Source organism: Acinetobacter sp. LUNF3, assembly GCF_022699605.1.
Lineage (GTDB): Bacteria > Pseudomonadota > Gammaproteobacteria > Pseudomonadales > Moraxellaceae > Acinetobacter > Acinetobacter johnsonii.
The window spans coordinates 3,292,611-3,317,686 of sequence record NZ_CP093968.1; the positions used below are offsets into that span (position 1 = coordinate 3,292,611).

General features: G+C 42.3%; 26 protein-coding genes. 10 read left to right on the plus strand and 16 right to left on the minus strand.

Features of this window, described 5'->3' with window-relative positions:
- Window positions 1-453 precede the first annotated feature (453 nt).
- Window positions 454-1,686: a tyrosine--tRNA ligase gene (gene tyrS, locus MN200_RS16010; protein WP_109439270.1), complete on the minus strand. Its 1,233-nt coding sequence runs from the start codon at window positions 1,684-1,686 to the stop codon at window positions 454-456.
- A 63-nt stretch (window positions 1,687-1,749) separates the two neighbouring features.
- Here tyrS and MN200_RS16015 point away from each other — a divergent pair, with 63 nt between their 5' ends.
- On the plus strand, window positions 1,750-2,877 hold the full coding sequence (locus MN200_RS16015; RefSeq protein ID WP_058870637.1) for an anhydro-N-acetylmuramic acid kinase: 1,128 nt from the start codon (window positions 1,750-1,752) through the stop codon (window positions 2,875-2,877).
- A gap of 113 nt (window positions 2,878-2,990) precedes the next feature.
- Here the strand turns inward: MN200_RS16015 and MN200_RS16020 are convergent, their stop codons facing one another.
- From MN200_RS16020 to MN200_RS16035, 4 genes are all read right to left on the minus strand, one after another.
- Window positions 2,991-4,274, minus strand: coding sequence for a lytic murein transglycosylase (locus MN200_RS16020; RefSeq protein ID WP_242759846.1), 1,284 nt, complete (start codon window positions 4,272-4,274; stop codon window positions 2,991-2,993).
- 780 nt (window positions 4,275-5,054) lie between these two features.
- Window positions 5,055-6,176: a 5-(carboxyamino)imidazole ribonucleotide synthase gene (locus MN200_RS16025; protein WP_242759847.1), complete on the minus strand. Its 1,122-nt coding sequence runs from the start codon at window positions 6,174-6,176 to the stop codon at window positions 5,055-5,057.
- Between the two features lie 15 nt (window positions 6,177-6,191).
- Window positions 6,192-6,704, minus strand: coding sequence for a 5-(carboxyamino)imidazole ribonucleotide mutase (purE, locus tag MN200_RS16030; protein WP_111810723.1), 513 nt, complete (start codon window positions 6,702-6,704; stop codon window positions 6,192-6,194).
- Between the two features lie 224 nt (window positions 6,705-6,928).
- Entirely contained in the window at window positions 6,929-7,270 is a 342-nt protein-coding gene (locus tag MN200_RS16035; protein ID WP_019836196.1) for a DMT family protein, read from the minus strand.
- Between the two features lie 240 nt (window positions 7,271-7,510).
- On the opposite strand from MN200_RS16035, the gene mpl reads away from it, so the two are divergent.
- Window positions 7,511-8,878: a UDP-N-acetylmuramate:L-alanyl-gamma-D-glutamyl-meso-diaminopimelate ligase gene (gene mpl, locus MN200_RS16040; protein WP_242759848.1), complete on the plus strand. Its 1,368-nt coding sequence runs from the start codon at window positions 7,511-7,513 to the stop codon at window positions 8,876-8,878.
- Between the two features lie 58 nt (window positions 8,879-8,936).
- Here mpl and MN200_RS16045 read toward each other — a convergent pair whose 3' ends face one another.
- The 3 genes from MN200_RS16045 to MN200_RS16055 form a co-directional block, all read right to left on the minus strand.
- Complete coding sequence (locus MN200_RS16045; protein ID WP_333654420.1) at window positions 8,937-9,314, minus strand: hypothetical protein; 378 nt, start codon at window positions 9,312-9,314, stop codon at window positions 8,937-8,939.
- Between the two features lie 94 nt (window positions 9,315-9,408).
- Window positions 9,409-9,693, minus strand: a complete 285-nt coding sequence (locus MN200_RS16050; RefSeq protein WP_184119130.1) for a GNAT family N-acetyltransferase — start codon at window positions 9,691-9,693, stop codon at window positions 9,409-9,411.
- Window positions 9,694-9,732: 39 nt separating this feature from the next.
- Window positions 9,733-10,017: a GNAT family N-acetyltransferase gene (locus tag MN200_RS16055; protein WP_062031177.1), complete on the minus strand. Its 285-nt coding sequence runs from the start codon at window positions 10,015-10,017 to the stop codon at window positions 9,733-9,735.
- Between the two features lie 398 nt (window positions 10,018-10,415).
- On the opposite strand from MN200_RS16055, the gene MN200_RS16060 reads away from it, so the two are divergent.
- From MN200_RS16060 to MN200_RS16070, 3 genes are all read left to right on the plus strand, one after another.
- Entirely contained in the window at window positions 10,416-11,381 is a 966-nt protein-coding gene (locus MN200_RS16060) for a TerC family protein (protein WP_004697489.1), read from the plus strand.
- A gap of 185 nt (window positions 11,382-11,566) precedes the next feature.
- Window positions 11,567-11,929 (plus strand): hypothetical protein, encoded by a 363-nt coding sequence (locus MN200_RS16065; RefSeq protein WP_058870645.1) that lies wholly within the window; start codon window positions 11,567-11,569, stop codon window positions 11,927-11,929.
- 3 nt (window positions 11,930-11,932) lie between these two features.
- Entirely contained in the window at window positions 11,933-13,093 is a 1,161-nt protein-coding gene (locus MN200_RS16070; protein ID WP_058870646.1) for a glutathionylspermidine synthase family protein, read from the plus strand.
- Between the two features lie 381 nt (window positions 13,094-13,474).
- On the opposite strand, the gene MN200_RS16075 is transcribed toward MN200_RS16070, so the two are convergent.
- A complete protein-coding gene (locus tag MN200_RS16075) occupies window positions 13,475-13,948 on the minus strand; it encodes a hypothetical protein (RefSeq protein ID WP_058870669.1) in 474 nt (157 codons plus the stop codon).
- Between the two features lie 328 nt (window positions 13,949-14,276).
- On the opposite strand from MN200_RS16075, the gene guaD reads away from it, so the two are divergent.
- The 3 genes from guaD (at window position 14,277) to MN200_RS16090 (ending at window position 16,769) form a co-directional block, all read left to right on the plus strand.
- Window positions 14,277-15,608, plus strand: a complete 1,332-nt coding sequence (gene guaD, locus MN200_RS16080) for a guanine deaminase (protein ID WP_058870647.1) — start codon at window positions 14,277-14,279, stop codon at window positions 15,606-15,608.
- Window positions 15,609-15,817: 209 nt separating this feature from the next.
- Entirely contained in the window at window positions 15,818-16,345 is a 528-nt protein-coding gene (hpt, locus tag MN200_RS16085) for a hypoxanthine phosphoribosyltransferase (protein ID WP_058870648.1), read from the plus strand.
- Window positions 16,346-16,517: 172 nt separating this feature from the next.
- Window positions 16,518-16,769, plus strand: a complete 252-nt coding sequence (locus MN200_RS16090) for a GlsB/YeaQ/YmgE family stress response membrane protein (protein ID WP_058870649.1) — start codon at window positions 16,518-16,520, stop codon at window positions 16,767-16,769.
- 58 nt (window positions 16,770-16,827) lie between these two features.
- Here the strand turns inward: MN200_RS16090 and MN200_RS16095 are convergent, their stop codons facing one another.
- On the minus strand, window positions 16,828-17,529 hold the full coding sequence (locus tag MN200_RS16095; RefSeq protein ID WP_058870670.1) for a DsbC family protein: 702 nt from the start codon (window positions 17,527-17,529) through the stop codon (window positions 16,828-16,830).
- Window positions 17,530-17,635: 106 nt separating this feature from the next.
- Window positions 17,636-18,613, minus strand: a complete 978-nt coding sequence (gene dmeF / locus MN200_RS16100) for a CDF family Co(II)/Ni(II) efflux transporter DmeF (RefSeq protein WP_242759850.1) — start codon at window positions 18,611-18,613, stop codon at window positions 17,636-17,638.
- 56 nt (window positions 18,614-18,669) lie between these two features.
- Between dmeF and MN200_RS16105 the strand changes: the two genes are divergently transcribed.
- Window positions 18,670-18,936, plus strand: a complete 267-nt coding sequence (locus MN200_RS16105) for a metal/formaldehyde-sensitive transcriptional repressor (RefSeq protein WP_058870671.1) — start codon at window positions 18,670-18,672, stop codon at window positions 18,934-18,936.
- 166 nt (window positions 18,937-19,102) lie between these two features.
- Entirely contained in the window at window positions 19,103-20,248 is a 1,146-nt protein-coding gene (locus MN200_RS16110) for an MFS transporter (RefSeq protein ID WP_058870672.1), read from the plus strand.
- Window positions 20,249-20,292: 44 nt separating this feature from the next.
- Here MN200_RS16110 and mnmE read toward each other — a convergent pair whose 3' ends face one another.
- The 5 genes from mnmE to rpmH form a co-directional block, all read right to left on the minus strand.
- On the minus strand, window positions 20,293-21,648 hold the full coding sequence (gene mnmE / locus MN200_RS16115) for a tRNA uridine-5-carboxymethylaminomethyl(34) synthesis GTPase MnmE (protein ID WP_058870651.1): 1,356 nt from the start codon (window positions 21,646-21,648) through the stop codon (window positions 20,293-20,295).
- A gap of 99 nt (window positions 21,649-21,747) precedes the next feature.
- Window positions 21,748-23,511: a membrane protein insertase YidC gene (gene yidC / locus MN200_RS16120; RefSeq protein WP_242759851.1), complete on the minus strand. Its 1,764-nt coding sequence runs from the start codon at window positions 23,509-23,511 to the stop codon at window positions 21,748-21,750.
- Between the two features lie 5 nt (window positions 23,512-23,516).
- Complete coding sequence (gene yidD / locus MN200_RS16125) at window positions 23,517-23,837, minus strand: membrane protein insertion efficiency factor YidD (protein WP_004977726.1); 321 nt, start codon at window positions 23,835-23,837, stop codon at window positions 23,517-23,519.
- 9 nt (window positions 23,838-23,846) lie between these two features.
- Window positions 23,847-24,236 (minus strand): ribonuclease P protein component, encoded by a 390-nt coding sequence (rnpA, locus tag MN200_RS16130; protein WP_004697431.1) that lies wholly within the window; start codon window positions 24,234-24,236, stop codon window positions 23,847-23,849.
- Between the two features lie 33 nt (window positions 24,237-24,269).
- Window positions 24,270-24,404, minus strand: coding sequence for a 50S ribosomal protein L34 (rpmH, locus tag MN200_RS16135; protein ID WP_000831329.1), 135 nt, complete (start codon window positions 24,402-24,404; stop codon window positions 24,270-24,272).
- Window positions 24,405-25,076 lie beyond the last annotated feature (672 nt).

The window sequence follows — 25,076 nt, forward strand, 5'->3', positions numbered from 1 at the left end:
TATAGCTGATGACCAGCTTTATTTAAAAGTCTGTTGCACCTAACTTTTATGACAGCTCGTTATTTGTCTACGAGAAACTGATTTTAAAAACTAAATTTTTGCCAATAAAAAAGGAAGAGATCTCTCCCAAAACCTCTTCCTCGGAGTTAGATCGTTATCTGATCCATAGATGTCATTATTATAGTTATCTTAAAAAAGTCCCTTGGGGAAGAGACTTGAAAACTGTGGAGAGTTATTCTTATTGACCCTTCTAGCGATGTTAAAAACATCGACTAGACGTTGAAATCTTATACACACTCATTTTAAATTGCAATATTTTTGGAAAAAATTAAGCATTGTTTTTATAAGGTTTTTTTTGAATTTACTTATTTGATTTTTTTATAAAGATTAAAAAATAAAAAGCAGGCCAAAGCCTGCTTTTATATCAACAACTTAAAACATATATGCACCGACTTAGTCTGTAAAAGTGACTTTCGCAATGGCTTTTTTACCCGACTGGATAATTAAAGTGACATTTTCTTTAACAGAGAAACTCATATCGACCACGTTCCAATCAACTTTGACCGCACCACGACCAACAGCATCTTTTGCTGCTGCAGCATTTGGGTTTAAGCCCGCTACGCGAAGAATCGTTGCAATAAACAACTCGCCACCAAATTCAGCGCGTGAAATCGTCACTTCTGGTGTCCCTTCGGGTAGTTCACCCTCAGTAATCAGGTTGCCTGCACCTTTATGTGCATTTTCTGCCGCTTCTGCACCATGGAAACGCTCTACCAACTCAAGCGCAAGAATCTTTTTCACCTCTTGTGGATTACGCCCTTCAGCAATTTCGTTTAGCAGGACTTTAATATCATCAACGGATTTAAAGCTGAGTAAATCGAAATAGCGTTCAATTAATGCATCTGGCATCGAAAGGACTTTCTGATACATCGCCCCTGGTGCATCAAATACCCCAATATAATTACCCAAAGACTTAGACATTTTGTTCACACCGTCTAAACCTTCAAGGATTGGCACTGTAATGCAGACTTGCGCTTCTTGATCATAACGACCTTGAAGTGTACGCCCCATCAATAAGTTAAAGGTTTGGTCCGTACCGCCTAACTCAACATCTGCCTCAAGGGCAATCGAGTCATAGCCTTGAACCAATGGATATAAAAACTCATGAATTGCGATTGGTTGATGGTTGTTATAACGCTTGGTGAAGTCATCACGCTCAAGCATACGAGCAACCGTTTGCTGTGAAGCCAATTGAATCAGGTCAGCAGCCGTTTTATCGGCAAACCATTCAGAGTTGAAGCGCACTTTGGTTTTATTCGGATCAAGAATTTTAAACACTTGTTCTTGATACGTTTTTGCATTTTCAAGCACTTGCTCACGCGACAATGGTGGACGTGTTGCACTTTTTCCAGTCGGGTCACCGATCATCGCGGTATAATCCCCAATCAAGAAGGTCACGTCATGACCCAAGTCTTGGAAAGTTTTCAATTTATTAATTAAAACCGTATGCCCCAAGTGCAAGTCAGGCGCAGTCGGGTCAAAGCCCGCTTTAATTTTTAAAGGACGATTTTCTTTTAATTTCTTCAGAAGATCTTCTTCAGAAATAATTTCATGCGTGCCTCGTTGAATGAGAGCAAGTTGTTCTTCAGCCGGCAGGAAATTTGACATCACAAAACCCAAACACATCAGTTATTCAATTTGTGCGATATACTAACACTTTTTCAGCACATTGCAGGCTTTAGAATAATCATGACAGCGATCTATATTGGGGTAATGACCGGCACCAGCATGGATGGTGTTGATATTGTTGCTGCTTCTTTTGATCCATTGCAGCTTCACGCCACCCTCACTCTTTCTTTCGACCCAGATTTACGCGATGAACTGATGGCACTCACTTTGCCCGGTGACAACGAAATCGACCGTATGGGCAAGGCAGATGTGGCTTTAGCAAAGATGATTGGCGAAGGCATCAATCAGCTGATTGAGCAAAGTCATTTAGATCGTAGTCAAATCAAAGCGATTGGCTCACATGGACAAACCATTCGCCATCGGCCAGAGCACGGCTTTACCCTGCAAATTGGTGACCCAAACATCATCACTGAAATCACCCAAATTCCGGTGATTTCAGACTTTCGACGTCGTGATATGGCCGCAGGTGGCCAAGGTGCCCCGCTGGTTCCTGCGTTTCACCAAGATATGTTCCAACATGAAAGCATTCATCGCGTCATCTTAAACCTAGGCGGCATCGCCAATGTCAGCATGTTACCCGCAGGCCAACCTGATCAGGTATACGGTTTTGATACAGGCCCAGCCAACATTTTAATGGACGCTTGGTGTGAACGCTTTACTGGACAGCCCTATGATGAAAATGGCAATTGGGCAGCTTATGGCCATCCAATTCGTAGCTTGCTTGATCGGCTCCAATCTCATGAGTATTTTTCTAAAGAACCACCGAAAAGCACTGGCCGTGAAGACTTTAACCTCGAATGGTTAGATGAACAAATTGCCGACTGGCGCAATGACCTTGAATATGACGAGCTTGAAGATAGTCCAGAAAATGTTCAAGCCACCTTAATGAAGCTCACCACGCGCGCCATTAAAAAAGCCATCTATCGCTCCGATATGGATACGGGTGAAGTCTACGTCTGTGGCGGTGGTGCCTATAATTCACACCTTTTAGAACAATTACGTTGGCGCTTACGTAAGCACAATTGGTCTGTACAAACCACCTCCGCAATTGGCTTAGCCCCAACGTGGGTGGAAGCAACCGCCTTTGCTTGGTTGGCTATGCGTTTTATCCAGCAACTCAGTGGCAACTTACCGACAGTGACAGGTGCACGGGGCGACCGTATTCTCGGGACAATTACCGCAGTTTAAACATCACAGTGCTTCTGACCTTTTAGTCGCAACCAGTGCAAATCAAAAAAGCCAGTCTGGTGAATAACCGACTGGCTTTTTATCTATATCAGCAATTTTTTTTGCTGTTAATGTTAACGCATCATCAACTTGGCATTTTCCTGCCGGAAGGCTTTTAATATTTGCTGTCCTGCTCGTCCCGTCGGGCTTAAACCTAAGCGGATTTGCTCCTGTCGTATGGCTTGACGAGTTTTATCACCAATCAAACCATCTACTGCGCCAATATCATAGCCACGATTCAGTAAAAACTGCTGAATTTCACGACGTTCGGAACGCGAAGTGCCTGCATCATCGGTTGGCCAAGTTGTACTAAACCCACCTTGCCCTTGTAAGCGGTCTGACAAATGCGCAATCGCCAATGCATAACTTTCTGCTGCGTTATAACTATAGATTGCATCAAAGTTTTTAAACACTAAAAACAGTGGACCATTTTCACCAGCAGGTGCCATCAACCCCGCTTGCGAGCTAGAAGATAAATTGCCTTGAATTAACGCTGAACCATCTGCGCGTACCAAGCCATTTTGCATCCAGTAAGATAAGGACTTCTTATTGCGACGACTTTCACCACTCAGAGAGATCGCTTGCGGGTTTTTTACTTCAAAGCCCCAAGCCTGCCCAGTTTGCCAACCGCGTTTTTTGAGGAAATTGGCTGTTGATGCCAAAGCATCTGTGGTACTCGACACCAAATCACGGCGTCCATCGCCATCAAAATCGACGGCTAACTCTTCATACGTCGATGGCATAAACTGGGTATGGCCAAATGCGCCTGCCCAAGAGCCTTTCAGTTGTGATTCAGTTAAATCACCACGCTGTAAAATGCGCATAGCGGCAAAAAACTCACCACGGAAATAGCTTTGGCGGCGCCCCTCACAGCTCAATGTGCCCAGCGCTTGTAATAATGGATATTTACCTGAAATATCACCAAAATTACTTTCCACGCCCCACACAGCAACCACGGTCTCCGCAGGCACACCATACGCTGCCGCAACGCGATTTAGCACTTCACGATGCTGCGCCAATTTTTGCCGACCCACTGCAACACGCTCATCATCCACCAATCCTGACAAATAATCCCAAATCGGCGTGGAAAATTCAGGTTGGTAATTTAATTTTTCAATCACAGAATAATCAGGCGCTAAATTTTGCGTGTAGTGATCATAAGTAGACGCAGACACACCATTCGCCATCGCTTGGCTTTTTAAGTTGGCAATACAGCTTTGAAATGAATTCTGAGGACTATAATCAGAAGTTACGACATTTGAACTGCCTGTAACTTTTTGACCATTAATAATGAGCTCAGCATTCGCCTGAGTCGCCGCTAAAAAAAATGAACCTAAAAGAAAAGCAAAACGGTGCATAAAATCCCTAATGATTCTTTATCTCTAAATTATGCTTTTTACCTTAACACTTTCGATTTCACTTTTCTGAATCAAAACGTAAATGAATATTCATTCTGGTTTAAATTCAAAACCATCTTTTAAATTTAAAAACCACTTATCCACAGCGCCCCACATCTCAACTTTTGAATTCAAAAACAATCTCTGATTCAGTAGGTACTTTAAATTCAATCATCTTGTTTTAAATTTATTTATCCACAAATTTTATTTAACATTCATAATCAACAATATACAAAGAATTAAACTTCAAAACCCAAGCTCAATATTTTTAAATTCAAAACTTTAAATTCATTCCACAGACTTTAAATTTATTGTTTTGAATTTAAATTCAAACAGCATCAAAACTTTTAAATTTAAACGCTCGATTTAAATTTAAAACTCACTTTTGAATTCAAAATTTTACTTCTATTTTTTAAATTCAAAGCAAACTTAAAAGATATCCACACACCCAAGTTGATAGAGATCCCTGCTATTTCAGCATTTTTTAGGTAAACATCTGTGTCACATTCAATTGTGGGCTCTGTTTTAAACGTGCTTTTCCACACAAAACTCGCTTTATTTTGCTTTCAGTTTATTTTCCTATGCGCTAATTTTATCTAAATGGATAAAAAACACGCAATTTATTTTAATTTTGATCCGATTAACGGTCACTTTTTTCGAAGAGGCGCAATCATGCCTGAATGAATCCAAATAAAAAAGCGACCACTCTTGTGATCGCTTTTTTTAACAACAACTGAAGCTTTAGATGGTCATATCTTCGCTCAGTGCCAAGGGATTTGGTAAGATTTTAGCCAACTGGCGACATAGCATCGTGAGTTGAGCTGGATCATTCGGCATTAAAGTCAGGTGACCAATCTTACGACCTTCACGTTCTTCCTTATTATAAAGATGTAGATGAACACCTTCTAAGGCCAAGACTTGTTCAGACTGTGGATACTGACCAATAATATTGATCATGACCGTAGGGCGAACCACTTCAGTTGAACCCAAGGGTAAGCCTGCGACTGCACGAATATGGTTTTCAAACTGAGAGCATACTGCGCCTTCAATCGACCAGTGTCCTGAATTATGCACACGTGGCGCCATTTCATTGGCATACAAACCTTTTTCTGTGACAAACAGTTCTAAGGTCAATACGCCAACATAATTCAAATGATTCAATAGGCGAGTGATATAGTCTTGTGCAACGGGTTGTAAGTCCGCACTATTCGGTGCAGGGACAATCGAGTGCGACAAAATACCATGATGGTGATGGTTTTCAGCCAATGGCCACGTTTTCACATCGCCATTTTGACCACGTACCGCAATGATTGAAACTTCACGCGAGAAGGTCACAAAGCTTTCTGCAATTAAACTACCAGCAGGGCCTAATTCAGCCCATGCTTGTTCAATTTGTTGTTCAGAGCGCAATACAAACTGACCTTTGCCATCATAGCCACCTGTGGCTGTCTTCAGCACAATCGGTAAACCCAGCTCAGCAACCGCAGCACTTAAACTTTCTAGGGAATCTACCGCTTTATAAGGCGCAACAGGAATCTCAAGCTCATCAAATAACGCTTTTTCAGATAAGCGATGCTGTGCAATGGCTAAAGCCTGACGCGGCGGATGCATATCTTTTTGCTTGGTCAAAACATCAACATCAGACAAAGGCGTATTTTCAAACTCAAGGCTGAAGACATCTGCACTGGCAATAAAGTCTTGTAAACCGTTTTCAGTTTTGCTTGAAATCACAGTTCCTAAAGCCGCTGAAGGGCAGTCTGTACTCACATCAAAGAACGTACATTGAATATTCAGTGGCAAAGCCGCTTGCGCCATCATGCGACCCAGCTGCCCACCACCAAAAATACCGATGGTTTTATTCATGAGGAATGCCCCGTATTAAGCTTGGCCTGGAATGTTGTTGCTTGCGACTTTGTCGGTTTGTGCAGCACGGAAATCGGCTACATTTTTTGCAATTTCAGGACGTGTCAGACCTAAAATTTGCGCTGCCATAATCGCGGCATTGGTTGCACCTGCTGGACCAATCGCTAAGGTACCCACTGCAATACCTGCTGGCATTTGCACAATGGACAACAATGAGTCGACACCGTTTAAAATCGAAGACTTCACTGGTACACCCAGTACAGGCAAATCAGTTTTCGCCGCACACATTCCTGGTAAATGCGCCGCACCGCCTGCACCCGCAATAATCACTTGGATACCACGGTCACGTGCTTGCTCAGCATATTCAAAAAGACGATCTGGCGTACGGTGCGCAGACACAACTTCCGCTTCAAATGGGACACCAAGTTGCTTAAGCATATTGGCAGTGTGTTCGAGAGTGGCCCAATCTGATTGAGAACCCATGATAATTCCAACGAGAGGAGCGTCTTGTGCAGCGGCCGCGTTCATTAAAAATATTCCAGAAACGAAACTAAGGAAAGAGAAATTCAGGCGAGAAAGCCAAGCTTGAATAAGAACTCCACATTATAGACTGATTTTTCGACTTGTTAAAATTGAACACGGCGACTCAACCGACTTTTTTGATTATCTTTATCGGGTTATTTTTAAAGAATTGAAAACAGTCAAACAAAATAGGGGAACCTAAAGCTATTCAAGCGAGCTAAAACTCGTCTTTAAGGCGCACGAAATACAAAATACACGCAACCACATAAACATAAGGCTGCCCATAAATAATCCAGTTTAAAAGGTTGCTTAAACAAAAAAATCATAAACGGGACAAACACCAATAAAGTCACAACTTCTTGGGTAATTTTCATTTGACCTACCGCCCAACCATGCTGCGCCAGCAAACGGGTGGCAGGAATCATCAAACTGTATTCAAACAGGGCAATCACCCAACTGAATAAAATAGCCTGCCACAGCGGCGCATCATGTGGTAAAAACTTGAGATGACCATACCACGCCAAGGTCATAAAACAGTTTGCAATCACCAAAAGTAAAAGTGCTGAAGACATTGTGTCGTACTATCTTAAAAATTCAGTTTTATTTTACGAGCTATTTGCCATGAAAAATGCAAGAGCAGCAATTTTTTACATCGTTTGGCGCAGATTCAGCGCTGAAAAATCCCTGAAATGAGATACAAGAATCACTATCTTTTCGCCAAAACCCTTGCTATCGTTGCTTCAAATCAAGTTAATCACGACAACAGCACAAAAATACGTGATGTGTCTATAAAAGCAGTGGAGTAAGGCGGAATGCATCTGCATATTTTGGGTATTTGTGGCACATTTATGGGCTCATTGGCACTTTTGGCCCGCGATTTAGGACATACCGTCACAGGTTCAGACCAAAACGTCTATCCACCGATGTCGACTCAACTGGAAAATGCAGGCATTACCTTAATGCAAGGTTATGACCGCAGCCATTTACAACCGCATCCAGATTTAGTGATTGTGGGCAATGCCATGAAACGTGGGATTGATGCGGTTGAATACATGCTGAATGCAGGTTTACCGTATATTTCTGGCCCGCAATTTTTGGCCGATCATGTCTTGCAAGGCAAACACGTACTGGGCGTTGCAGGCACGCACGGCAAAACCACCACCACCACCATGTTGGCTTGGGTATTGGATCAGGCAGGCTTAGAACCGGGCTTTTTAATTGGCGGCGTTCCTTTAGGCTTTAGTGAAAGTGCACGTTTGGGTGCAGGCAAGTATTTCTGTGTCGAAGCCGATGAATACGACTCTGCGTTTTTTGATAAACGCTCCAAGTTCGTACATTACCATCCTAAAACCGCCATTTTAAATAACCTTGAATTTGACCATGCCGACATTTTTGATGATCTAGCAGCGATTCAAAAACAATTCCATCACTTGGTTCGTACCATTCCAAGTGAGGGTCGTATCATTGCTCCAATTACTGAAAGTAATATTGATGAAGTTTTAGAACAGGGCTGTTGGACGCCTGTGGTTCGTACCTCTTTAGAGGCCCACGGCAAGTCTGAATTGTATGCCGAACAACTCAGTGCTGATGGTTCGCACTTTAAAGTACTCCAACACGGCGTGGTGAAAGGCATCGTGCAATGGAACATGACAGGGCAGCACAGCGTAGCCAACGCTTTGGCGACTATCGCTGCGGCTGAACATGTTGGCGTAAGCATTGAAACAGCGTGCGAAGCACTGTCTAACTTTGGCGGCGTGAAGCGCCGTATGGAGCTTTTAGGCACGGTGCGTGGTGTTGAAGTGTATGATGACTTTGCCCATCACCCAACCGCAATTGATACTACGCTAGAAGGCGCACGTAAGCGTTTAGGCGAGCGTAAGTTGTGGGCAATTATTGAACCTCGTTCAAATACCATGCGCATGGGAAGCCATAAAGATGGACTCGCACACTCTGCACGTTTGGCCGATGAAGTGATTTGGTATCAACCAGAAGGTTTGGACTGGGACTTGCAACCTGTCATTGCAGCTGCACCCAACAAGGCCGTGGTCGCACGTACATTAGATGACATTATCCATACCATCGTCAGTGAAGCAGGCGAGGGCGATGCTGTCGTGATCATGTCCAATGGTGGCTTTGGTGGTTTACACCAAAAATTGATCAGTGCCTTAAACGCAGAATAAGTTGTCCCATTAGAAGAAAAAACCCGCATATGGCGGGTTTTTTTACAAGCGTATCTAATTAAAAACCAGACATCGTACCCGTATATTCAAAGTCTTTTAGTTTTGACCAACCTTGAACCGTGTCTCCCAAGCGTTTACTAAAATACATGATCGAAACCCACTGTTCTTGGCCATCATCATAGGTGCTATAAGCTGTGATATGGTCATTTTTAATCATAAACAGATCTTTGATTTTACAAGCATTGCTCGGTGCTGAATGAAAATACACTCTGGTTGGAGCAGTCACTTTCATGCCCCAACGTGGAATAATCTGAACTTCTTTTTGTTCTGCCTTTTCCTCAAGTTTTACACAATCTTCAGCATGCAATAAAGGGGCAACTGAACAGAATAGGGCAATAGATAAAAGCGTCTTCATATACTTTAATTTCACCATCATTCAGCGCTGCAAAACACAAAATAGAACTGTAATGGCAGCTATATCGATCTCATTTTAGTTTAACGCTTAGAACCGCGATGAATGTTGTGAACAATTAAGCCGCGACATCTTCAAAACTTTTCTCTCGGCGAAACATCACATCGACATAAGAGCAGGTCGGGATAATCTTCAGGTTTTTCTCACGTGAAAAATCAACCAGAGTATCCAACAGCAAACGCGCCACACCTTGACCCCGCAGTGAATCATCGACCCAAGTATGGTTGGCATCAATGGTTGTCTCGTCCCGCCAAATATAGCTAATTTCAGCAATGCGCTGACCTTCTGCATTATTTAAAAAAAACTCACCTTTTTGATCGCGATCTACATGTTGAAATTGCATAGCATACTCGTTGAATGGATTGATTTATCGTTCTCTATCTTAATGGAATAAAACATCATGAATAGATGGATCTTTGTCGAATACCGATTTGGAAAAAGGGCACAAGGGTAAAATTTTCACGCCCTTATCACGTGCAAAGTTAACCAAAACATCCAATAACTGACGCCCCACATGTTGCCCACGGAGCAACTCACTGACCCAAGTGTGATCAATGATAAATTTATCGTCCCCAGCCCAACTATAAGTCATTTCCGCCACACGCTCGTTTTCTTGCTCAACAAAAACTTCGCCTTTACTACCTGTTTCTTGATGTTGAATTTTCATTATTATTCCTCTTTGGTTTACTGTTTTTTTTAGCTTGCCACAAATTGAAGCAAAATTTTGTCTCATTTATATTTCATCTACAATTTTCTTTAATATTTGCTCAAACCATAAAAATATGCGATGCTTAGCTCACTTTTGGATCAAATCCAAAACCAAATTTATGTTGAACAAGGGGAGTAGCCTCCTCCAAACGTGAAAAATCAATGCTATGCATAACTTTCACGTGTCAGATTATCGTCATTACACTTTGCAAAAAGTCGGTATCTGAGCATTTTAGCGCACAAAATACATACGCTAAAATGTAGGCAAGACCTTGATCATGTTGTCACAGATGTTTTATTTCATCTGGCAGCAGGTCAAGGTTTTTTTGTGGCCGATTGCTGGATGTGGAGGATTTCATGGAATCTATCGGCAATTTATGGCTATACCTTGCTTTTTTCGGCATTGTTACCGTGATGCTACTGATCGACTTTTTAGGCTTTAAACAAAAAGAAGGCCAAGAAGTTAAAATCAAAACAGCCGCGTTATGGAGTATTGCGTGGGTTTCCGTCGCATCACTCTTTGGTGCAGGTCTCTGGCTGTATTTACAACAAACTGCAGGTGTCACTGTGGCCAATACCAAGGTCATGGAGTATTTCGCAGGTTATTTACTTGAAAAATCTTTAGCCGTCGACAACGTCTTTGTCTGGCTGATGATCTTTGCTGCTTTTGCTATCCCACCTGCACTACAACGCCAATTACTGCTGTATGGTGTATTGGGCGCGATTATTCTACGTACCATCTTTATTTTTATTGGCGCGTGGTTTGTACAAGAGTTCTCATGGATTCTGTATATCTTCGGTGCGTTTTTGGTGTATACGGGCTTCAAATTCTTCAAAGGGCAAAATGAAGAAGAAACCAATATCGAAGACATGGCGATCTTAAAATGGCTACGTAAACATATGCGGATTACCCCGCAAATGCATGGCAATAAGTTCTTTGTGCGTCAAAATGGGATGCTGTGGGCAACGCCGCTGTTCTTGGTGTTAATTCTAGTTGAAGCGTCGGATGTAATTTTCGCGGTGGACTCCATTCCTGCAATTTTCGCGGTGACCTCTGATCCGTTTATCGTGTTGACTGCAAACTTAATGGCAATTTTGGGTCTACGTGCGATGTTCTTCTTGTTGTCTGGTGCAGCAACCAAGATGCATTATCTCCCGTATGGTTTAGGTATTATCTTGGTATTCATCGGCTTTAAGATGCTCATGCTGGATGTGTTCCACATGCCAATTTGGATTTCACTGGGCTTTATTGTATTGGTGCTGACCATTACTGCAATCTTATCGATTCGATACAGTAAGAAACATCATCAAACCACCCTCTAATATTTTAAAAAAGCCTTCCACTGTGAAGGCTTTTTTGATGGCTAAATCTTAAATTGTACAAGACTTAATCCTATGATTTTCGGTGCAAATGCACTGTACTTTATGCAAACAGCTCCCTATGATAAGCGGGCTTAAAACCCTTGGTTTTACCTGTAAAAATAAAACAACCCGAAGGTTGCTCATCCATGCGTACCAAAAAATTAACTCTTGTTGTGGTGCCAGTTTTGCTCACGGCATGTAGCGGTTCTAAAACCCTACAACAGGATGTTTACAATAACCAATACAACTGCTACCAAGACTGGCATTTTGAACTGTGCGAACCTGCTAACGAAAATAGTGAATCGAGCTATAGTGGCTCTACTGGGGTTTATATCGGCCCTCAATATTATAAAAATAACCGTAAAGTCCGTTACTTGGGCCAAGTCTTGAAAGCTCGCGGACGTCATTCGACGGGCACACCTAGAATCTCGACTCACGTTTTTAGCCATGCCAAATCCCAACCCATTCGTGGTGGTTTTGGCCGTGGCGGAGGCTCGTTTGGAGGTTAATACATGAAACGAGTTCTACTGCCTGAGCGTGCAAACTGGCAACAAACCCATCAAGAGGTTGGTTTTGACTACTACAACTTGCCGTCGCGGGATGGTTCAATGTATTGGTCAGAAGGGGTCGCCTATGAGTTTAGCCTCAAGCAAATTGAACAGCTAGAAGATGCCTCGAACGAATTACACCAGATGTGCCTTGAAGTGGCAGGGGATATGATTCAACGCGGTCATTATCCCGAATATTTTCAAATTCCCCCAGCAGCGATTCCTCTGATTGAGCACTCATGGAAAAACCAAGCACCAATGCTGTATGGCCGTTTCGATTTTGCCTATGATGGTCAAGCCATCAAAATGCTGGAATACAATGCCGATACGCCAACAGGTTTACTCGAAGCGTCTGTTGCACAGTGGCATTGGATTGAACAAGTCGAAAATATTGCAAACCGTGATCAGTTCAACAGCATTCATGAAAAGTTGATTGAGCGTTGGAAACAGCTTTATCCTACACGTAGCCGTGTCCATTTCGCGGCCTGCCAAGAAGCAGGACGTGAAGATTGGGGCAATTTAGAATACCTCATGGATACTGCTTTTCAGGCAGGCTTAAATGTCAGCGAACTGTCGATGGAAAACATCGGTTGGAATGGCACAGCCTTTGTCGATTTGCATCAGCAAGAGATTCAGCATTTATTTAAGCTATATCCGTGGGAATGGATTTGGGAAGAAAGTTTTTCGCAGTTTCTCAAACCCGAAACTGAATGGATTGAACCGTGTTGGAAAATGCTACTCTCCAATAAAGCCCTGTTGATCGAGCTATGGAAACGCTTTCCAAATCATCCATTGTTGTTAGAAACCCATGCTTATGATGCGCACGCCCACTACGCAGGGAAATGGGTGCGTAAACCAATCTTAGCGCGCGAAGGCGCAAATATTCATATCTTACAAAACAATGTCGATTGCGGCGCAGCCTCAGGTAGTTTTTACTTCGATGACTACGACAAATATGGTTATGTCATGCAGCGCTGGGTAAAAACTCCGTTGCATGAAGGCATGCTGCCCACCTTGGGACTTTGGATGGTCGGGGATGAATGTGCGGGGATGTCACTGCGTGAAGATGTATTTGATGTGATCGGCAATGATGCGCATTTTGCTGCGCATTATTTTGTGGAATAAAGTGGCGCTCTAAATCACCTATTTAAACTAAGTGTCCAATGATTAATGCGGGTCTGTTCAGGCGTTTTAGTAGGAGCACCATCACTTTTAGGTTATTCACGACAGAGTCTTATCTTTTTTAAGTTCGATACTGGGAGCTCAATTATTCTTTTGTTTCGCCAAATGAGAAGCGAAGCTTCGTAAGGAACGCATTTGTCCTCCGCAAAACCTATTCACTTTCTATAATTAAAAAATTTGTGTTGCAAAAACAATCTATTCCAAACACTACGCAGGTTGCGGATGACGCTTCCGTGTATCAAATAAAGTTTAGATTGAAAAAGAAAATGCCTGTCAACTCTAAAACTGGCAGGCATACATTCGAAGACAATATTTTTTTCAAGCTTAAATGGTATGCGCTTTAACCCGCTTCATATAAGACACTAAACGCGTGAAAAACAAGATTTGCAGGAAGATGGTAAACAGCGAAATAGTCCATTCATACCAATCGTCAAACGCCGTGCCTTCTAGATTAAATGCAAAATAAAGCCCCAATAACACTGCACCAAATACAACACCAGCCACAGTGGTTTGTACCAAAATGGGAAAAGACAACGCTGTGATTCGACCTAAGAAATGCTCACCCTCATCACCGCCATTGGCTTTGTAAGCGCTTTGAATCCCGATAAACATAATCAATAAAGTCAGAAGTCCCTCGATACCAATCACACGGACATCACCATAGGGCGAATACATGCCGTAGTAATACACCACTGAAACCAGCAACGCTGTGACTAAGTAGTAATTTTTATAATGCTTTTTATCGAGGGTATTACTAGATAATTCATGTGCTAATGCTTTGGTATTCCAAAAATACATGCCGGTCATTGTCTCTTATTTTATCAATGCCGACACTGTACTGACTCAGCATTTAAAGATAAAGACTTTCTCAACAAAATTTTGCGAATAGATTGAATCATTTAAGCTCAAAGCTTGTGCTTATGTATTGCATAAAAAATCATGATCTTATCGATGGCACAGGTACATGACTGGCCTCAAAACAGTTCAATTTTTTAGAAAATACTGCTCCAGTCTTCCATTTAAAATCTAGCGTTCACAACACACATAAAAACTTCAGTAAATAGCCGTGAAAAAAATCCAGTTTACGGTACAATCAATCGAAAAAAAGTCAAAACGCAGGTTTAAAATGTCTTCTATAGTTGCAACGACGGCGGTTCGCGGTCGCTTCCTAGATATTCAGAATACGGTTGCCCAAGCGCGTGAAATTCACGACCAAGTGCGTTACGTAGAAGATGGTTTACTGATTAGCCAAAATGGCAAAATTCAATGGTTTGGATCTTGGCAGGAGGGGCAACAGCACCTTCCTGTTGGCGTCGAGGTTCAGCACTATCCTGAACAATTGATTGTGCCGGGTTTTATCGACACCCACATTCATTTTCCACAAACAGAAATGGTGGGGGCCTATGGTGAACAGCTACTCGAATGGCTCAATACCTATACCTTCCCAACTGAATTGCAATTTTCCGATAAAGCCTATGCCGACCAGATTGCCCAATTCTTTGTGCAAGAACTGCTAAAAAATGGCACCACCACAGCCTTGGTCTTCTGTACTGTGCATACCGAATCAGTCGATGCTTTATTTGAAGCAGCAGGACAGCACCAGATGCGTCTGATCGCAGGTAAAGTCATGATGGACCGTCATGCACCTGAAGATCTGTGCGACACACCTGACAGTGCTTATGCGGACTCTAAAGCACTGATTGAGAAATGGCATGGCAAGGGCCGTAACCTGTATGCGATTACGCCACGTTTTGCTCCAACCTCAACACCAGAGCAATTGGCTAAAGCAGGGCAGCTCAAAGCTGAATACCCAGATGTGTATGTGCATACGCATTTAAGTGAAAATAAAAATGAAATCGCTTGGGTGAAAGACTTATTCCCTGAGCAGCAAGGTTATCTCGATGTTTATCATCACTTTGGTTTAACCGGTTCACATTCGGTCTTTGCCCACTGCGTGCACTTAGAAGAGGCTGAGTGGGACTGCATGCATCAGACGGATTCAGCCATTGCTTTCTGTCCGACCTCCAACCTATTTTTAGGCAGTGGTTTATTTCCATTGAATAAGACTTGGGAAAAGCAAGTAAAAGTTGGGCTGGGTACAGACATTGGTGCAGGGACCTCTTTTAACCAACTACAAACTCTGAATGAAGCCTATAAAGTGCAGCAGCTTCAGGGCGATAAACTGTCCGCGTTTGAATCGCTCTACCACGCTACACTGGGCGGTGCCAAAGCACTGAGCTTGGATGATAAACTCGGTAACTTTAATTTGGGCAAAGAAGCCGACTTTGTAGTGCTCGACCTCAAAGCAACCGCGCTGCAAGCATTACGTCTGCAGCGTGCAAAAGGGATTGAAGATGCGTTATTTGCCCTAATGACCATGGGTGATGACCGTAATATTCATGCGACTTATATTTTTGGTCAGAAAGCCTATGTGCAAAACCAAGTAGCAAATAGCTAAAATTTAAGCAGCTAATCGAATTTTGAAACAACTTTGATTTTCGCCTCTAAGCCAAGCTGCATCCCGTCTGCAATGAAATGATTACATTTTCAGCGGGCAAAAGGGGGTGCATCTCGTTTAGAGATATATTAAAATTAATGCATATATAGAGGTGTTGCAGGTCAACGCCTTTTTTATTTTTGATTTTTTTAATTTTTAGGTATCTACCCATGACCGTTCAAATGAGCGTAATGATTTCTACTGAAGAGATTCAAGCGAAAGTAAAAGAGCTTGGTGCACAAATCGATGCGCATTATGCAAACAGTGATAAGGAACTCGTACTGATTGGTTTATTACGTGGTTCAGTCATTTTCATGGCAGACTTATGTCGTAGCATTTCAAAACCCCATGAACTCGATTTCATGACGGTTTCGAGCTACGGCAGCGGTACGGTATCTTCACGTGATGTAAAAATTTTAAAAGATTTAGACGGTGAAATTCGCGGTAAAGATGTTTTGGTCATTGAAGACATCATCGACTCAGGCAACACCTTGAGCAAAGTACTCGAAATTTTAGAAACACGCTCTCCCAACTCAATTGAACTTTGTACCTTAGTCAGCAAACCTTCACGCCGTGAAATTGAACTCGATGTGAAGTTTTTAGGCTTTAGTGTCGAAGATCGATTCATTGTGGGTTATGGCCTAGACTACGACCAAAAGTACCGTCATTTGCCATTTATTGGTGAAATTGGTCTTTAAGAGCAATCGATAAAAGAGTGGCCGAAGGCCACTTTTTTTATTTTTACTATTAGCTAAGTACATAAAACATACAGTTTTTAGCAGATTCGCTCTACTGCACAGTCGCATTATGCCCGATGATATTTTTGCAAATGATGTAAAAACAAAGACATGATAAAAAAGGAGCTGGCTCATGTGGTCACTTATTGTTGCAATCGTGATTGGTTTTATTGCAGGTCTCATCGCACGCGCTATCCATCCTGGCGATGACAAAGCGGGATTTATTGTCACCACTTTACTGGGGATTGCAGGTTCTCTCGTAGCCACTTATGGTGGTCGTTTACTCGGTCTATATAGTGAAGGTTCTACCGCAGGCTTTATTGCGTCAGTTATTGGTGCCATTATTATTTTATTCATCTACAACATGGTCACCAAAAAAAGCTAAACTCATCCATTAAAAAAAGCACCATTGCAGGTGCTTTTTTATCTATATCTTTGAACTCTTATAAGCCCAGTTCACGCCACATATTTTCAATGGTGGTTGAAGGCACAGCACCATTCACTTTAAAGCCATTTGAGAAAATAACTACAGGCGTCCCTTGTAAATCCAGACTACGACCGAGTTCAATGTTGCGCTCAATTGGATTGGCACACGGTTTTTTCGACGTCGGTTGGGTCCCTTTCGCAATCAAATTTTTCCATGCGAGGGCAGGGTCTGCTTCACAAAACACTTGTTTCGACGGTGCAATCGATTGCGCCTTAATAGCATAAATAAATGTGTAGATGGTCACATCATTCAGTTTATTCAGTTCAGCCTCTAACTGCTTACAGTAAGGACAGTTTGGGTCTGAAAAAACCGCCAATTGGCGTTTGCCGTTGCCTTTAACGCTTTTAATGGCATCTTTTAGCGGCAGCTTATTCCAATCGAGCGAGTTTTGTTGCACATATAAGGCAGCACTTAAATTTTTCTGATCTTTTAAACGCACCATCGAACCTGCAATCACATGCTCAGCCGCTTCGCCTAAATACACAATTTCGCCATCTAAAGATCCGCTATAAATGCCCGACATTTCTGTTTTTTGAATATTTTGAACATTAATATTTGGATAATTCTTTTTTAAGTTAGCTTGAACACTTTCTACACTGGCCATACTCATGCTTGCAATTGCACTTGTGAGTAGTGCCAAACCCAGTTTTTTTATCATCACTTTTTGCTCTTTCAATCGGAGAACCACAGCGCTAGTGTAGAGCGTATTATTCAAGCATTGAATCATTTTTTCCACGGCTTTACCGAAACCCAACACGCCATGCTTATGAACTGGCCAAAGTTTCACGTGGAACAGTGAGAGCCTTGCTATTAATTTCTACCGAGACATGAACAATTTCCTCATGAATCGAGAGCATTGCCCGCACGCGATCCGCAGTTAAGTCTACCGTCGTTTCTAAGGCCAAAATGCAGGAAAACTTGCCTTTGCCTACTTTCCAAACATGTAAATCGGTCAAGGTCGTCTGCGGTAGTTCTGCCAACACTTCGCGAATTTCATCCACCACATGATGATCCATTTCAGCATCTAACAAGGTTTTTCCCGTTTCTTGCATTAAGCTCAATGCCCATTTGGCTACCAGTATTGATCCCACGATTCCAAGGGCAGCATCGAGAAAATCCCAGCCCAAATATTTACCAAAAATCAGCGCAATAATGGCAAAAATAGACGTCACAGCATCTGCCACTACATGCATAAATGCAGCTTTCTGATTTAAATCATGATGATGGCTATGTACTTCTACTACATGATCATGAGCGTGATGGTGATGGTGATGGTGATGGTGATGGTGATGGTGACCATCGTGCAGCAACCATGCACAGATTAAATTCACCAATAAGCCTAAAATCGCAATTGGAATCGCTTCGTTATAATGAATTTGTACAGGCGAGAATAGACGCTGAATCGAGTGAAAAGCCATAAAACCTGCTACTACCATCAGCAAAATAGCACTGCTGTAACCTGCAAGAATTTCAATTTTCCATGTGCCGAAACTAAAGCGCTGATCATGGGCATAATGCCGTGCAGCACGATAAGCAAAATAAGCCAAACCCAGTGCCAACATATGCGAACTCATATGCCAACCATCCGCCAGCAAAGCCATTGATTGGAAAATCCATCCACCAATCACTTCTAATAACATCATGACTGCCGTTAAAATTGTCGCCATTAAAATCCGTTTTTGTGCCAGTGGATTACCGTCATCAAAATGATGCGTATGCTGACGTGATGGGGTATTTTGCATTTTAAATCATTCACCAATATACTCCCCCTTAGTATATTTATTTTTGGAGCAATGTGTTGAGTCATTTGCATGAAGATAAAAAAATTTTAAACCGTGTGAAACGCTTACAAGGACAGGTCAAGGCCGTTGAACTCTCGATCACACATCCCGATGCCAGTTGTATCGACGTTTTACAACAAGTCGCTGCTATTAAAGGTGCGGTAAATGGGCTGATGAATGAACTGGTTGAAGCACACTTACGCCATCATGTATTAGCACAAGCTGAACAGGTCAATGAAGAAGAGTTGGCTGAGTTCTTAAAACTGCTGAAACGCTATGGCTAAGTTTTATTGCGTTCTTTTTCAAGTTTTTAGTTGACCATTTTTTCCACAAACCGATACACTGTTGCTCTCTATCCTTTTTCTCTTGGGCATCAAAATATTCTTGTTTTGACTGAGAGAGCCGCATGGCATTTGCATGACAACAACCACTTCTTGGCGTCCATTTTGTATGGTCAGCCTCGCCTTAATGATGGGAACGATGGGGACTGCTTTAGCCAGTCCACTTTACCCACTGTATCAAGCCTTATGGCATCTGGTGCCGAGTCAAATCACCTATATTTTTGTGGCTTATATGTTTGGTTGTCTCGCTACTTTACTGTTTCTTGGCCGGACCAGTAATAGCATTGGCTATTTACGCACCTTACAAGTAGGGTTGGTGTTTATCAGCATCGGGTTGGTGATTTCCGCTTATGCTTCTGATGCTCTCATTTTATCTTTGGGGCGTTTTATTATTGGTATTGCATCTGGTTTGATGACCACTTCAGCCTTACTGGGACTGATGTATACCGTGCCCAAAAGCCATCAACAGATTGCACCACAACTGAGTTCAATTATTACCGCAGTAGGCTTTGGCTTAGGCCCACTGATTGGCGGCCTGATTGCTCAATTTTCAGAATACCCTTTGGTCAGTCCTTATCTACCCGTTATTCTTGGCGCTGTACTGTGTTTCTTTGGTTTATTTTGGGTTCAATCTCCCACGTTTACCGCACAGCCCTTTAGTATTGCCCCAAAGCTACTCCGACCAGAAGTGCAATATCATCAGTTGTTTTTGATCGTTGGATTTACCGCATTTAGTGCCTTTGCCGCGTTTAGTTTATTTGCATCCTTATCCCCGTCATTTGTGCGGGATATTTTGCCGTGGCACGGCCCTCTCATTAGCGGTTCAGCCATTACCTGCATTCTCATTGTCTCTGCCGTGGTGCAGTATTTTGCCAGAAGTATTCCTGCTTATAAGTGCCTTAACTATGGCTTAATCACCTTGATTGCAAGCTTAGGCATTTTGGCGCTGTGTATACTATTTCAACTGAGTGCATTTTTCTTTATCAGTGATTTTCTCGTTGGTGTCGGACATGGCCTGACCTTGATTGGTTCCTTTGGTCTCATTCATGCCATGACCACCTTAGAGAATCGTGCTGCAGTGATGTCGACTTATCTTTTTATTGGTTATTTGGGTACGATTGTACCCATTGTAGCTGTGGGTTATTTGGCAGATCACTTTGGATTAAGCTTCGGGGTCATTAGCTTTTGCATTGTCATCGCTTTATTGTGTTTTTATCTGTGGTTTGCGCATAAGGGCAGTATACGTCTGGCTTAAAGATCAAAAGCCCTGATCAGAGGGCTTTTTCATCAAAAGCAGTGTTATTTTCCAATACAGAATGATCCAAAAATTTTCCCAAGCAAATCATCCGCACTAAAGTCCCCTGTAATTTCACCGAGGGCATTTTGCGCCAAACGTAGCGACTCTGCGACCAACTCACCTGCGTTATACACCACCAATTGTTCACGAGCTTCAGCAAGGTAAAGCTGAGTACGTTTCATTGCGTCTAAATGGCGTGTACGCGCAATAAAGGTATCTTCTTCTGGCTGGAAGCCTGCATGCGCTGTAATCGCTTCTATGAGTGCTTGAACGCCAGTTTCTTGCTTTGCCGAAACCATAATATGACGGAAGCCATTAAAATCTTCGATATGCGATGTTGTTTCCATCAAATCACACTTATTACCAATCAGCATTAAACGTTTCGGTTCAATATGCTCAGCAAAATATTCTTGCGCCAGTTTGAGTGGGTCTTCGCCTTGGCTTAAGTCATAGACTAAAAGTAACAGGTCGGCTTGCTCAATTTCTTTAATGGCACGACGAATCCCTTCTTTTTCGACAATATCGCCGGTTTCACGTAAACCCGCGGTATCAGTTAAGGTAATGGGTAAACCATTCAGGGTAATTTTTTCATGTAATACATCCCGCGTCGTACCTGCAATATCCGTCACAATGGCGCGTTCAATGCCCGCTAATGCATTGAGCAGTGATGACTTACCCGCATTCGGTTTTCCTGCAATCACCACTTGTAAACCTTCACGCAGCAACTGTCCTTGACGAGCCGATTGTTGCACTTGGTTCACAGCAGCTGTAACACCATCTAAAAGATTTAAAATTTTCCCATCCGCAAGAAAATCAATTTCTTCTTCAGGAAAATCAATCGCAGCTTCCACATGCAAACGTAGATGAATCAATTGCTCCAACACGCGATTTACTTTAGTTGAAAATGCGCCTTGTAATGAGCGTACCGCAGAACGTGCAGCGGCTTGAGACGTCGCATCAATCAAATCGGCGATCGCTTCAGCCTGTACCAAATCCAGCTTGCCATTTTCAAAAGCACGCATGGAAAACTCACCGGCTTTTGCTGCAATCGCACCGAGCTCCAACAAACGCCCCAGTAAAGCATTTTGAATGACAGGGCCACCATGACCTTGCAACTCAACCACATCTTCACCAGTAAACGAGTTCGGGTTCGGAAAACAAATCGCTAAGCCCTCATCCATCACTTCGCCAGAGGCATCATAAAACTGGCGAAAACCAGCAAAACGCGCTTTCGGTAATTCTTTTTGAATCAAGGCCTGTGCAATCTCATAAGACTTGGGACCAGATAGGCGAATGACCCCCACACCACCACGCCCAGGTGGTGTTGCAATGGCAGCAATCGTGGTTCGGTTGTACATAACATTCACCTAAAATCTTAAAAGTCACACAATGAAAAATCCGCCTAAGATTACCATCTTAAGCGGATTTATTCAGCTTTTCGCGAAAAGTTGCCTCGATTAACTCGACGCACTTTCCTTATTCAAGCGGTCTTTTTCAACAGATTTGTTGATCAAGGTCTGCTGAATAATCGTGATACTGTTGTTGACAATCCAGTACAACACGAGACCCGCAGGGAAGAACAACATAAAGACTGTGAAAACAATCGGCATGATTTTGAAAACTTTCGCTTGCATTGGATCAGCAGGTTGGGGGTTTAAAGACTGCTGAATGAACATCGTTGCGCCCATTAACAGCGGTAAAATAAACCACGGATCCATCGCTGACAAATCTTGAATCCAAAGTAACCATGGCGCATGACGAAGCTCAACTGACTCCATCAACACCCAGTACAACGCAAGGAAGATTGGCATTTGTAATAACAATGGCAAACAACCCGCAAGCGGATTGACTTGTTCACGTTTATACAGTGCCATCATTTCTTGAGAGAAGCGCATGCGGTCTTCACCGAACTCTTCTTTCATACGCTGCATTTCAGGTGCAATGACACGCATTTTCGCCATTGAGCGATAGCTCTTAGACGACAATGGCCAAAGAATCAGTTTCACCAAGACCGTTAACAAAATAATTGCCCAGCCCCAGTTGCCCACTAAACCGTGGAAGAACTCAAGACCCAAGAACAATAATTTCGCAATTGGCCATAACCAACCATAATCAACAGTTTGGTTTAAACCTGTTGCGAGCTCTTTTAACTCAGATTGAACTTTAGGACCTGAATAGAAGGTCGCGTCAATCTCAGCCACTGTACCAGCAGGCACAGTAATCGTCGGCGAAGTAAAACCAATGATATTCATATCATCCGTTGACTTACGCGACTCTAATTTCGCAACATAAGGTTGACCATTGGCTTGCGTCAATTTTAAGTCACCAGGAATCCAAGCACTCACAAAGTAGTGCTGAACCATAGCAACCCAGCCGCCTTTCGCTTCAACATTCAATTTTTCTTCATTGAAGTTAGCAAATTTAAGCTTGTTATAATGTTCTTCAGGCGAACCCCAAGCACCACCTAAGAAAGTGCCCAGCGTGAAAATACCTTGATCCGATTTGCCTGGATCATCAGAGTTGTCACGTTTGAGTTGACCAAACATTTGACCATGCCAGTTTTGACCACTGCGGTTCACCACTTTATGGTTCACAACAACAGGATATTCACCTTGCTTAAAGGTAAAGGTTTTAATGATTTCCACACCATCAGCTGTTTTCAGTACCATCGGTACGGTTAACACTTTGATGCTTTTTCCATCTTCGGTTTGAACCGCTTTGGCATCATTCAATGTATAAGCAGATTTTTCAATCTCATACATTGGGCGACCGCTACGGTTACTGTCTGGACCATTAAGACCAATTAAACCAGACTGCGCCACATAAATACGTTTTGCATCACTTTCAAGCATGACAAATGCTTCGTTACTGTCTTTGCTCTTGTCATGGTTTAACAATTCAATACGAACAATATCACCACCTTTAGGATTAATCCAAAGATGATAAAGGTCAGTTTGTACTGAAATAAGCTGTTGATTTACAGATGCTTTTGCTTCTGTAGCTGGTTGCTGAGTCGCGATATTTGCTTGTGGCATATCAGACGCTGCTGAAGCCGTTTGAGCATTTGGCAAATCTGCAGATACTTCATGTGAAACTGCTGCAGCCTGTTGTGGCTGTGGCTGAGTCTCAGCATGTCCATAATCTTTTTGCCAAGCCAAAATGAGCAAATAAGCGACAACAAACATGGCCCCGAGAATGGCAAACCTGGCCCATTGTTGCATATCGATTACCCCAAGTGGTTAGAGTGATTTTGGTTCAAGAAACAATCACGAAAGGGTACAGCAACCAGATGCTTTTGAGAATCTATTTGCTGAAAAGAGATAAAACGAATCCTTTTGTTTGGAACAGGGTCATACCCCGATCCACCCCAAGGATGACAACGGCAAATACGTTTAGTAGCCAACCACACACCACGCACAGCACCATGTGTATGGACTGCTTCCAATGAATATTGAGAACATGTAGGGATATAACGACAACGCGGTCCAAGTAAAGGACTAATCGCAATTTGATAAAATCGAATTAACCAATGCAGTAACCGGACCATTGGCCATCTCTACTTTTGCAGGGAGGGAGCTATTTTTTGATGCTTTTTGGCAAGACGTTGTAATTTTTGCCAAGCAAATTGTAATTGCTGGTGCAACTCTGCATTAGGCACTGCTTCTATCCCCATTTTAGGCATAACCACAATATCTAAAGTTAATTGCTGTTGATGCAAGCGAAAACTTTCGCGAGCCAAACGTTTTACTCTATTTCTTTCGTGTGCACGACGCACTTTCTTTTTAGCAACAACAATACCCAAACGACTTTGAGGTTGTTCGGTCAGTTTTGCTAGAAATAAGAAATGGGGCTGATGCACTTTAAAAAGCGCACCATCGAAGACACTCTTATAATCGGCAGCACAGCGAATACGAACCTCTGTGCTGAAGCCATAAAGTGTAGTCATAACACCCAAAATCGTTTAAGCGTTAACTATTGATTAAACAGTTAAGCTGTGACGACCTTTTGCACGACGACGAGCTAATACTTGGCGACCAGCTTTAGTAGCCATACGAGCACGGAAACCATGAACGCGCTTACGCTTTAATTCAGATGGTTGGAATGTACGTTTCATATCGAAACTCCAAAAATGATCATTCAATGAAGGTTCGCGAGTTTAGTGTTCATTGCTTGAGCTGTCAATGGAAAACCGATTTTCTTGTGAAATTAAGCCTTTTTATTTGTAACAGCAGCTTGAGCTTGCTCTTTTCTCGATAACATTTAAACAACTGCACTTTTTTCTTATACACAACCTAGATTATTGTTTATTAAAGTGATATAAGTTACCAACAAGATTACCCACACAATTATCCACAAGTCTTTAAATTCACTTGCTGTACATGTTTTTAAATTTAAATTCATTTTGGATCTCCAGTTATCCCCAGAAAACAGGTCTCTTATAAATAAATTCAAATTTATAAATTTAAATTTATTACTATTAGGGAGGTCTTTTTCTGTGGAAATGACACTTTTTTAATTATAAAACAATAAAATATGGTGTGGATAAGATTGTTTTTATAAAATTAATAGTTTGTGGATAACTTTGTGATATATTCTATCCACAGTTTGCGGATAAACTTATCCACACCAGTATTTGAATTTAAATTTATTTTCATAAGCAGGCTTTTTGAGCAATTTCTGCAGAATTTTCCATGACAGATGTGGATAACTTGGTTAGAATGGCGACCCGCTTCGGTGGGTACATAGTGTTTTTATTAATTATCGATGGAATGAATAGGGGTTTCAC

Coding starts and splice junctions, on each gene's coding strand:
- MN200_RS16065 (WP_058870645.1), top strand. CDS start 11,567: ATGCGTACCAAAAAATTAACTCTTGTTGTGGTGCCAGTTTTGCTCACG.
- MN200_RS16055 (WP_062031177.1), bottom strand. CDS start 10,017: ATGAAAATTCAACATCAAGAAACAGGTAGTAAAGGCGAAGTTTTTGTT.
- yidC (WP_242759851.1), bottom strand. CDS start 23,511: ATGCAACAATGGGCCAGGTTTGCCATTCTCGGGGCCATGTTTGTTGTC.
- MN200_RS16045 (WP_333654420.1), bottom strand. CDS start 9,314: ATGATGGTGAAATTAAAGTATATGAAGACGCTTTTATCTATTGCCCTA.
- MN200_RS16070 (WP_058870646.1), top strand. CDS start 11,933: ATGAAACGAGTTCTACTGCCTGAGCGTGCAAACTGGCAACAAACCCAT.
- rnpA (WP_004697431.1), bottom strand. CDS start 24,236: ATGACTACACTTTATGGCTTCAGCACAGAGGTTCGTATTCGCTGTGCT.
- MN200_RS16060 (WP_004697489.1), top strand. CDS start 10,416: ATGGAATCTATCGGCAATTTATGGCTATACCTTGCTTTTTTCGGCATT.
- MN200_RS16025 (WP_242759847.1), bottom strand. CDS start 6,176: ATGAATAAAACCATCGGTATTTTTGGTGGTGGGCAGCTGGGTCGCATG.
- dmeF (WP_242759850.1), bottom strand. CDS start 18,613: ATGCAAAATACCCCATCACGTCAGCATACGCATCATTTTGATGACGGT.
- purE (WP_111810723.1), bottom strand. CDS start 6,704: ATGAACGCGGCCGCTGCACAAGACGCTCCTCTCGTTGGAATTATCATG.
- MN200_RS16020 (WP_242759846.1), bottom strand. CDS start 4,274: ATGCACCGTTTTGCTTTTCTTTTAGGTTCATTTTTTTTAGCGGCGACT.
- MN200_RS16035 (WP_019836196.1), bottom strand. CDS start 7,270: ATGTCTTCAGCACTTTTACTTTTGGTGATTGCAAACTGTTTTATGACC.
- MN200_RS16090 (WP_058870649.1), top strand. CDS start 16,518: ATGTGGTCACTTATTGTTGCAATCGTGATTGGTTTTATTGCAGGTCTC.
- MN200_RS16050 (WP_184119130.1), bottom strand. CDS start 9,693: ATGCAATTTCAACATGTAGATCGCGATCAAAAAGGTGAGTTTTTTTTA.
- rpmH (WP_000831329.1), bottom strand. CDS start 24,404: ATGAAACGTACATTCCAACCATCTGAATTAAAGCGTAAGCGCGTTCAT.
- tyrS (WP_109439270.1), bottom strand. CDS start 1,686: ATGTGTTTGGGTTTTGTGATGTCAAATTTCCTGCCGGCTGAAGAACAA.
- MN200_RS16095 (WP_058870670.1), bottom strand. CDS start 17,529: ATGATAAAAAAACTGGGTTTGGCACTACTCACAAGTGCAATTGCAAGC.
- hpt (WP_058870648.1), top strand. CDS start 15,818: ATGACCGTTCAAATGAGCGTAATGATTTCTACTGAAGAGATTCAAGCG.
- mpl (WP_242759848.1), top strand. CDS start 7,511: ATGCATCTGCATATTTTGGGTATTTGTGGCACATTTATGGGCTCATTG.
- MN200_RS16015 (WP_058870637.1), top strand. CDS start 1,750: ATGACAGCGATCTATATTGGGGTAATGACCGGCACCAGCATGGATGGT.
- MN200_RS16110 (WP_058870672.1), top strand. CDS start 19,103: ATGGTCAGCCTCGCCTTAATGATGGGAACGATGGGGACTGCTTTAGCC.
- yidD (WP_004977726.1), bottom strand. CDS start 23,837: ATGGTCCGGTTACTGCATTGGTTAATTCGATTTTATCAAATTGCGATT.
- mnmE (WP_058870651.1), bottom strand. CDS start 21,648: ATGTACAACCGAACCACGATTGCTGCCATTGCAACACCACCTGGGCGT.
- MN200_RS16075 (WP_058870669.1), bottom strand. CDS start 13,948: ATGTATTTTTGGAATACCAAAGCATTAGCACATGAATTATCTAGTAAT.
- guaD (WP_058870647.1), top strand. CDS start 14,277: ATGTCTTCTATAGTTGCAACGACGGCGGTTCGCGGTCGCTTCCTAGAT.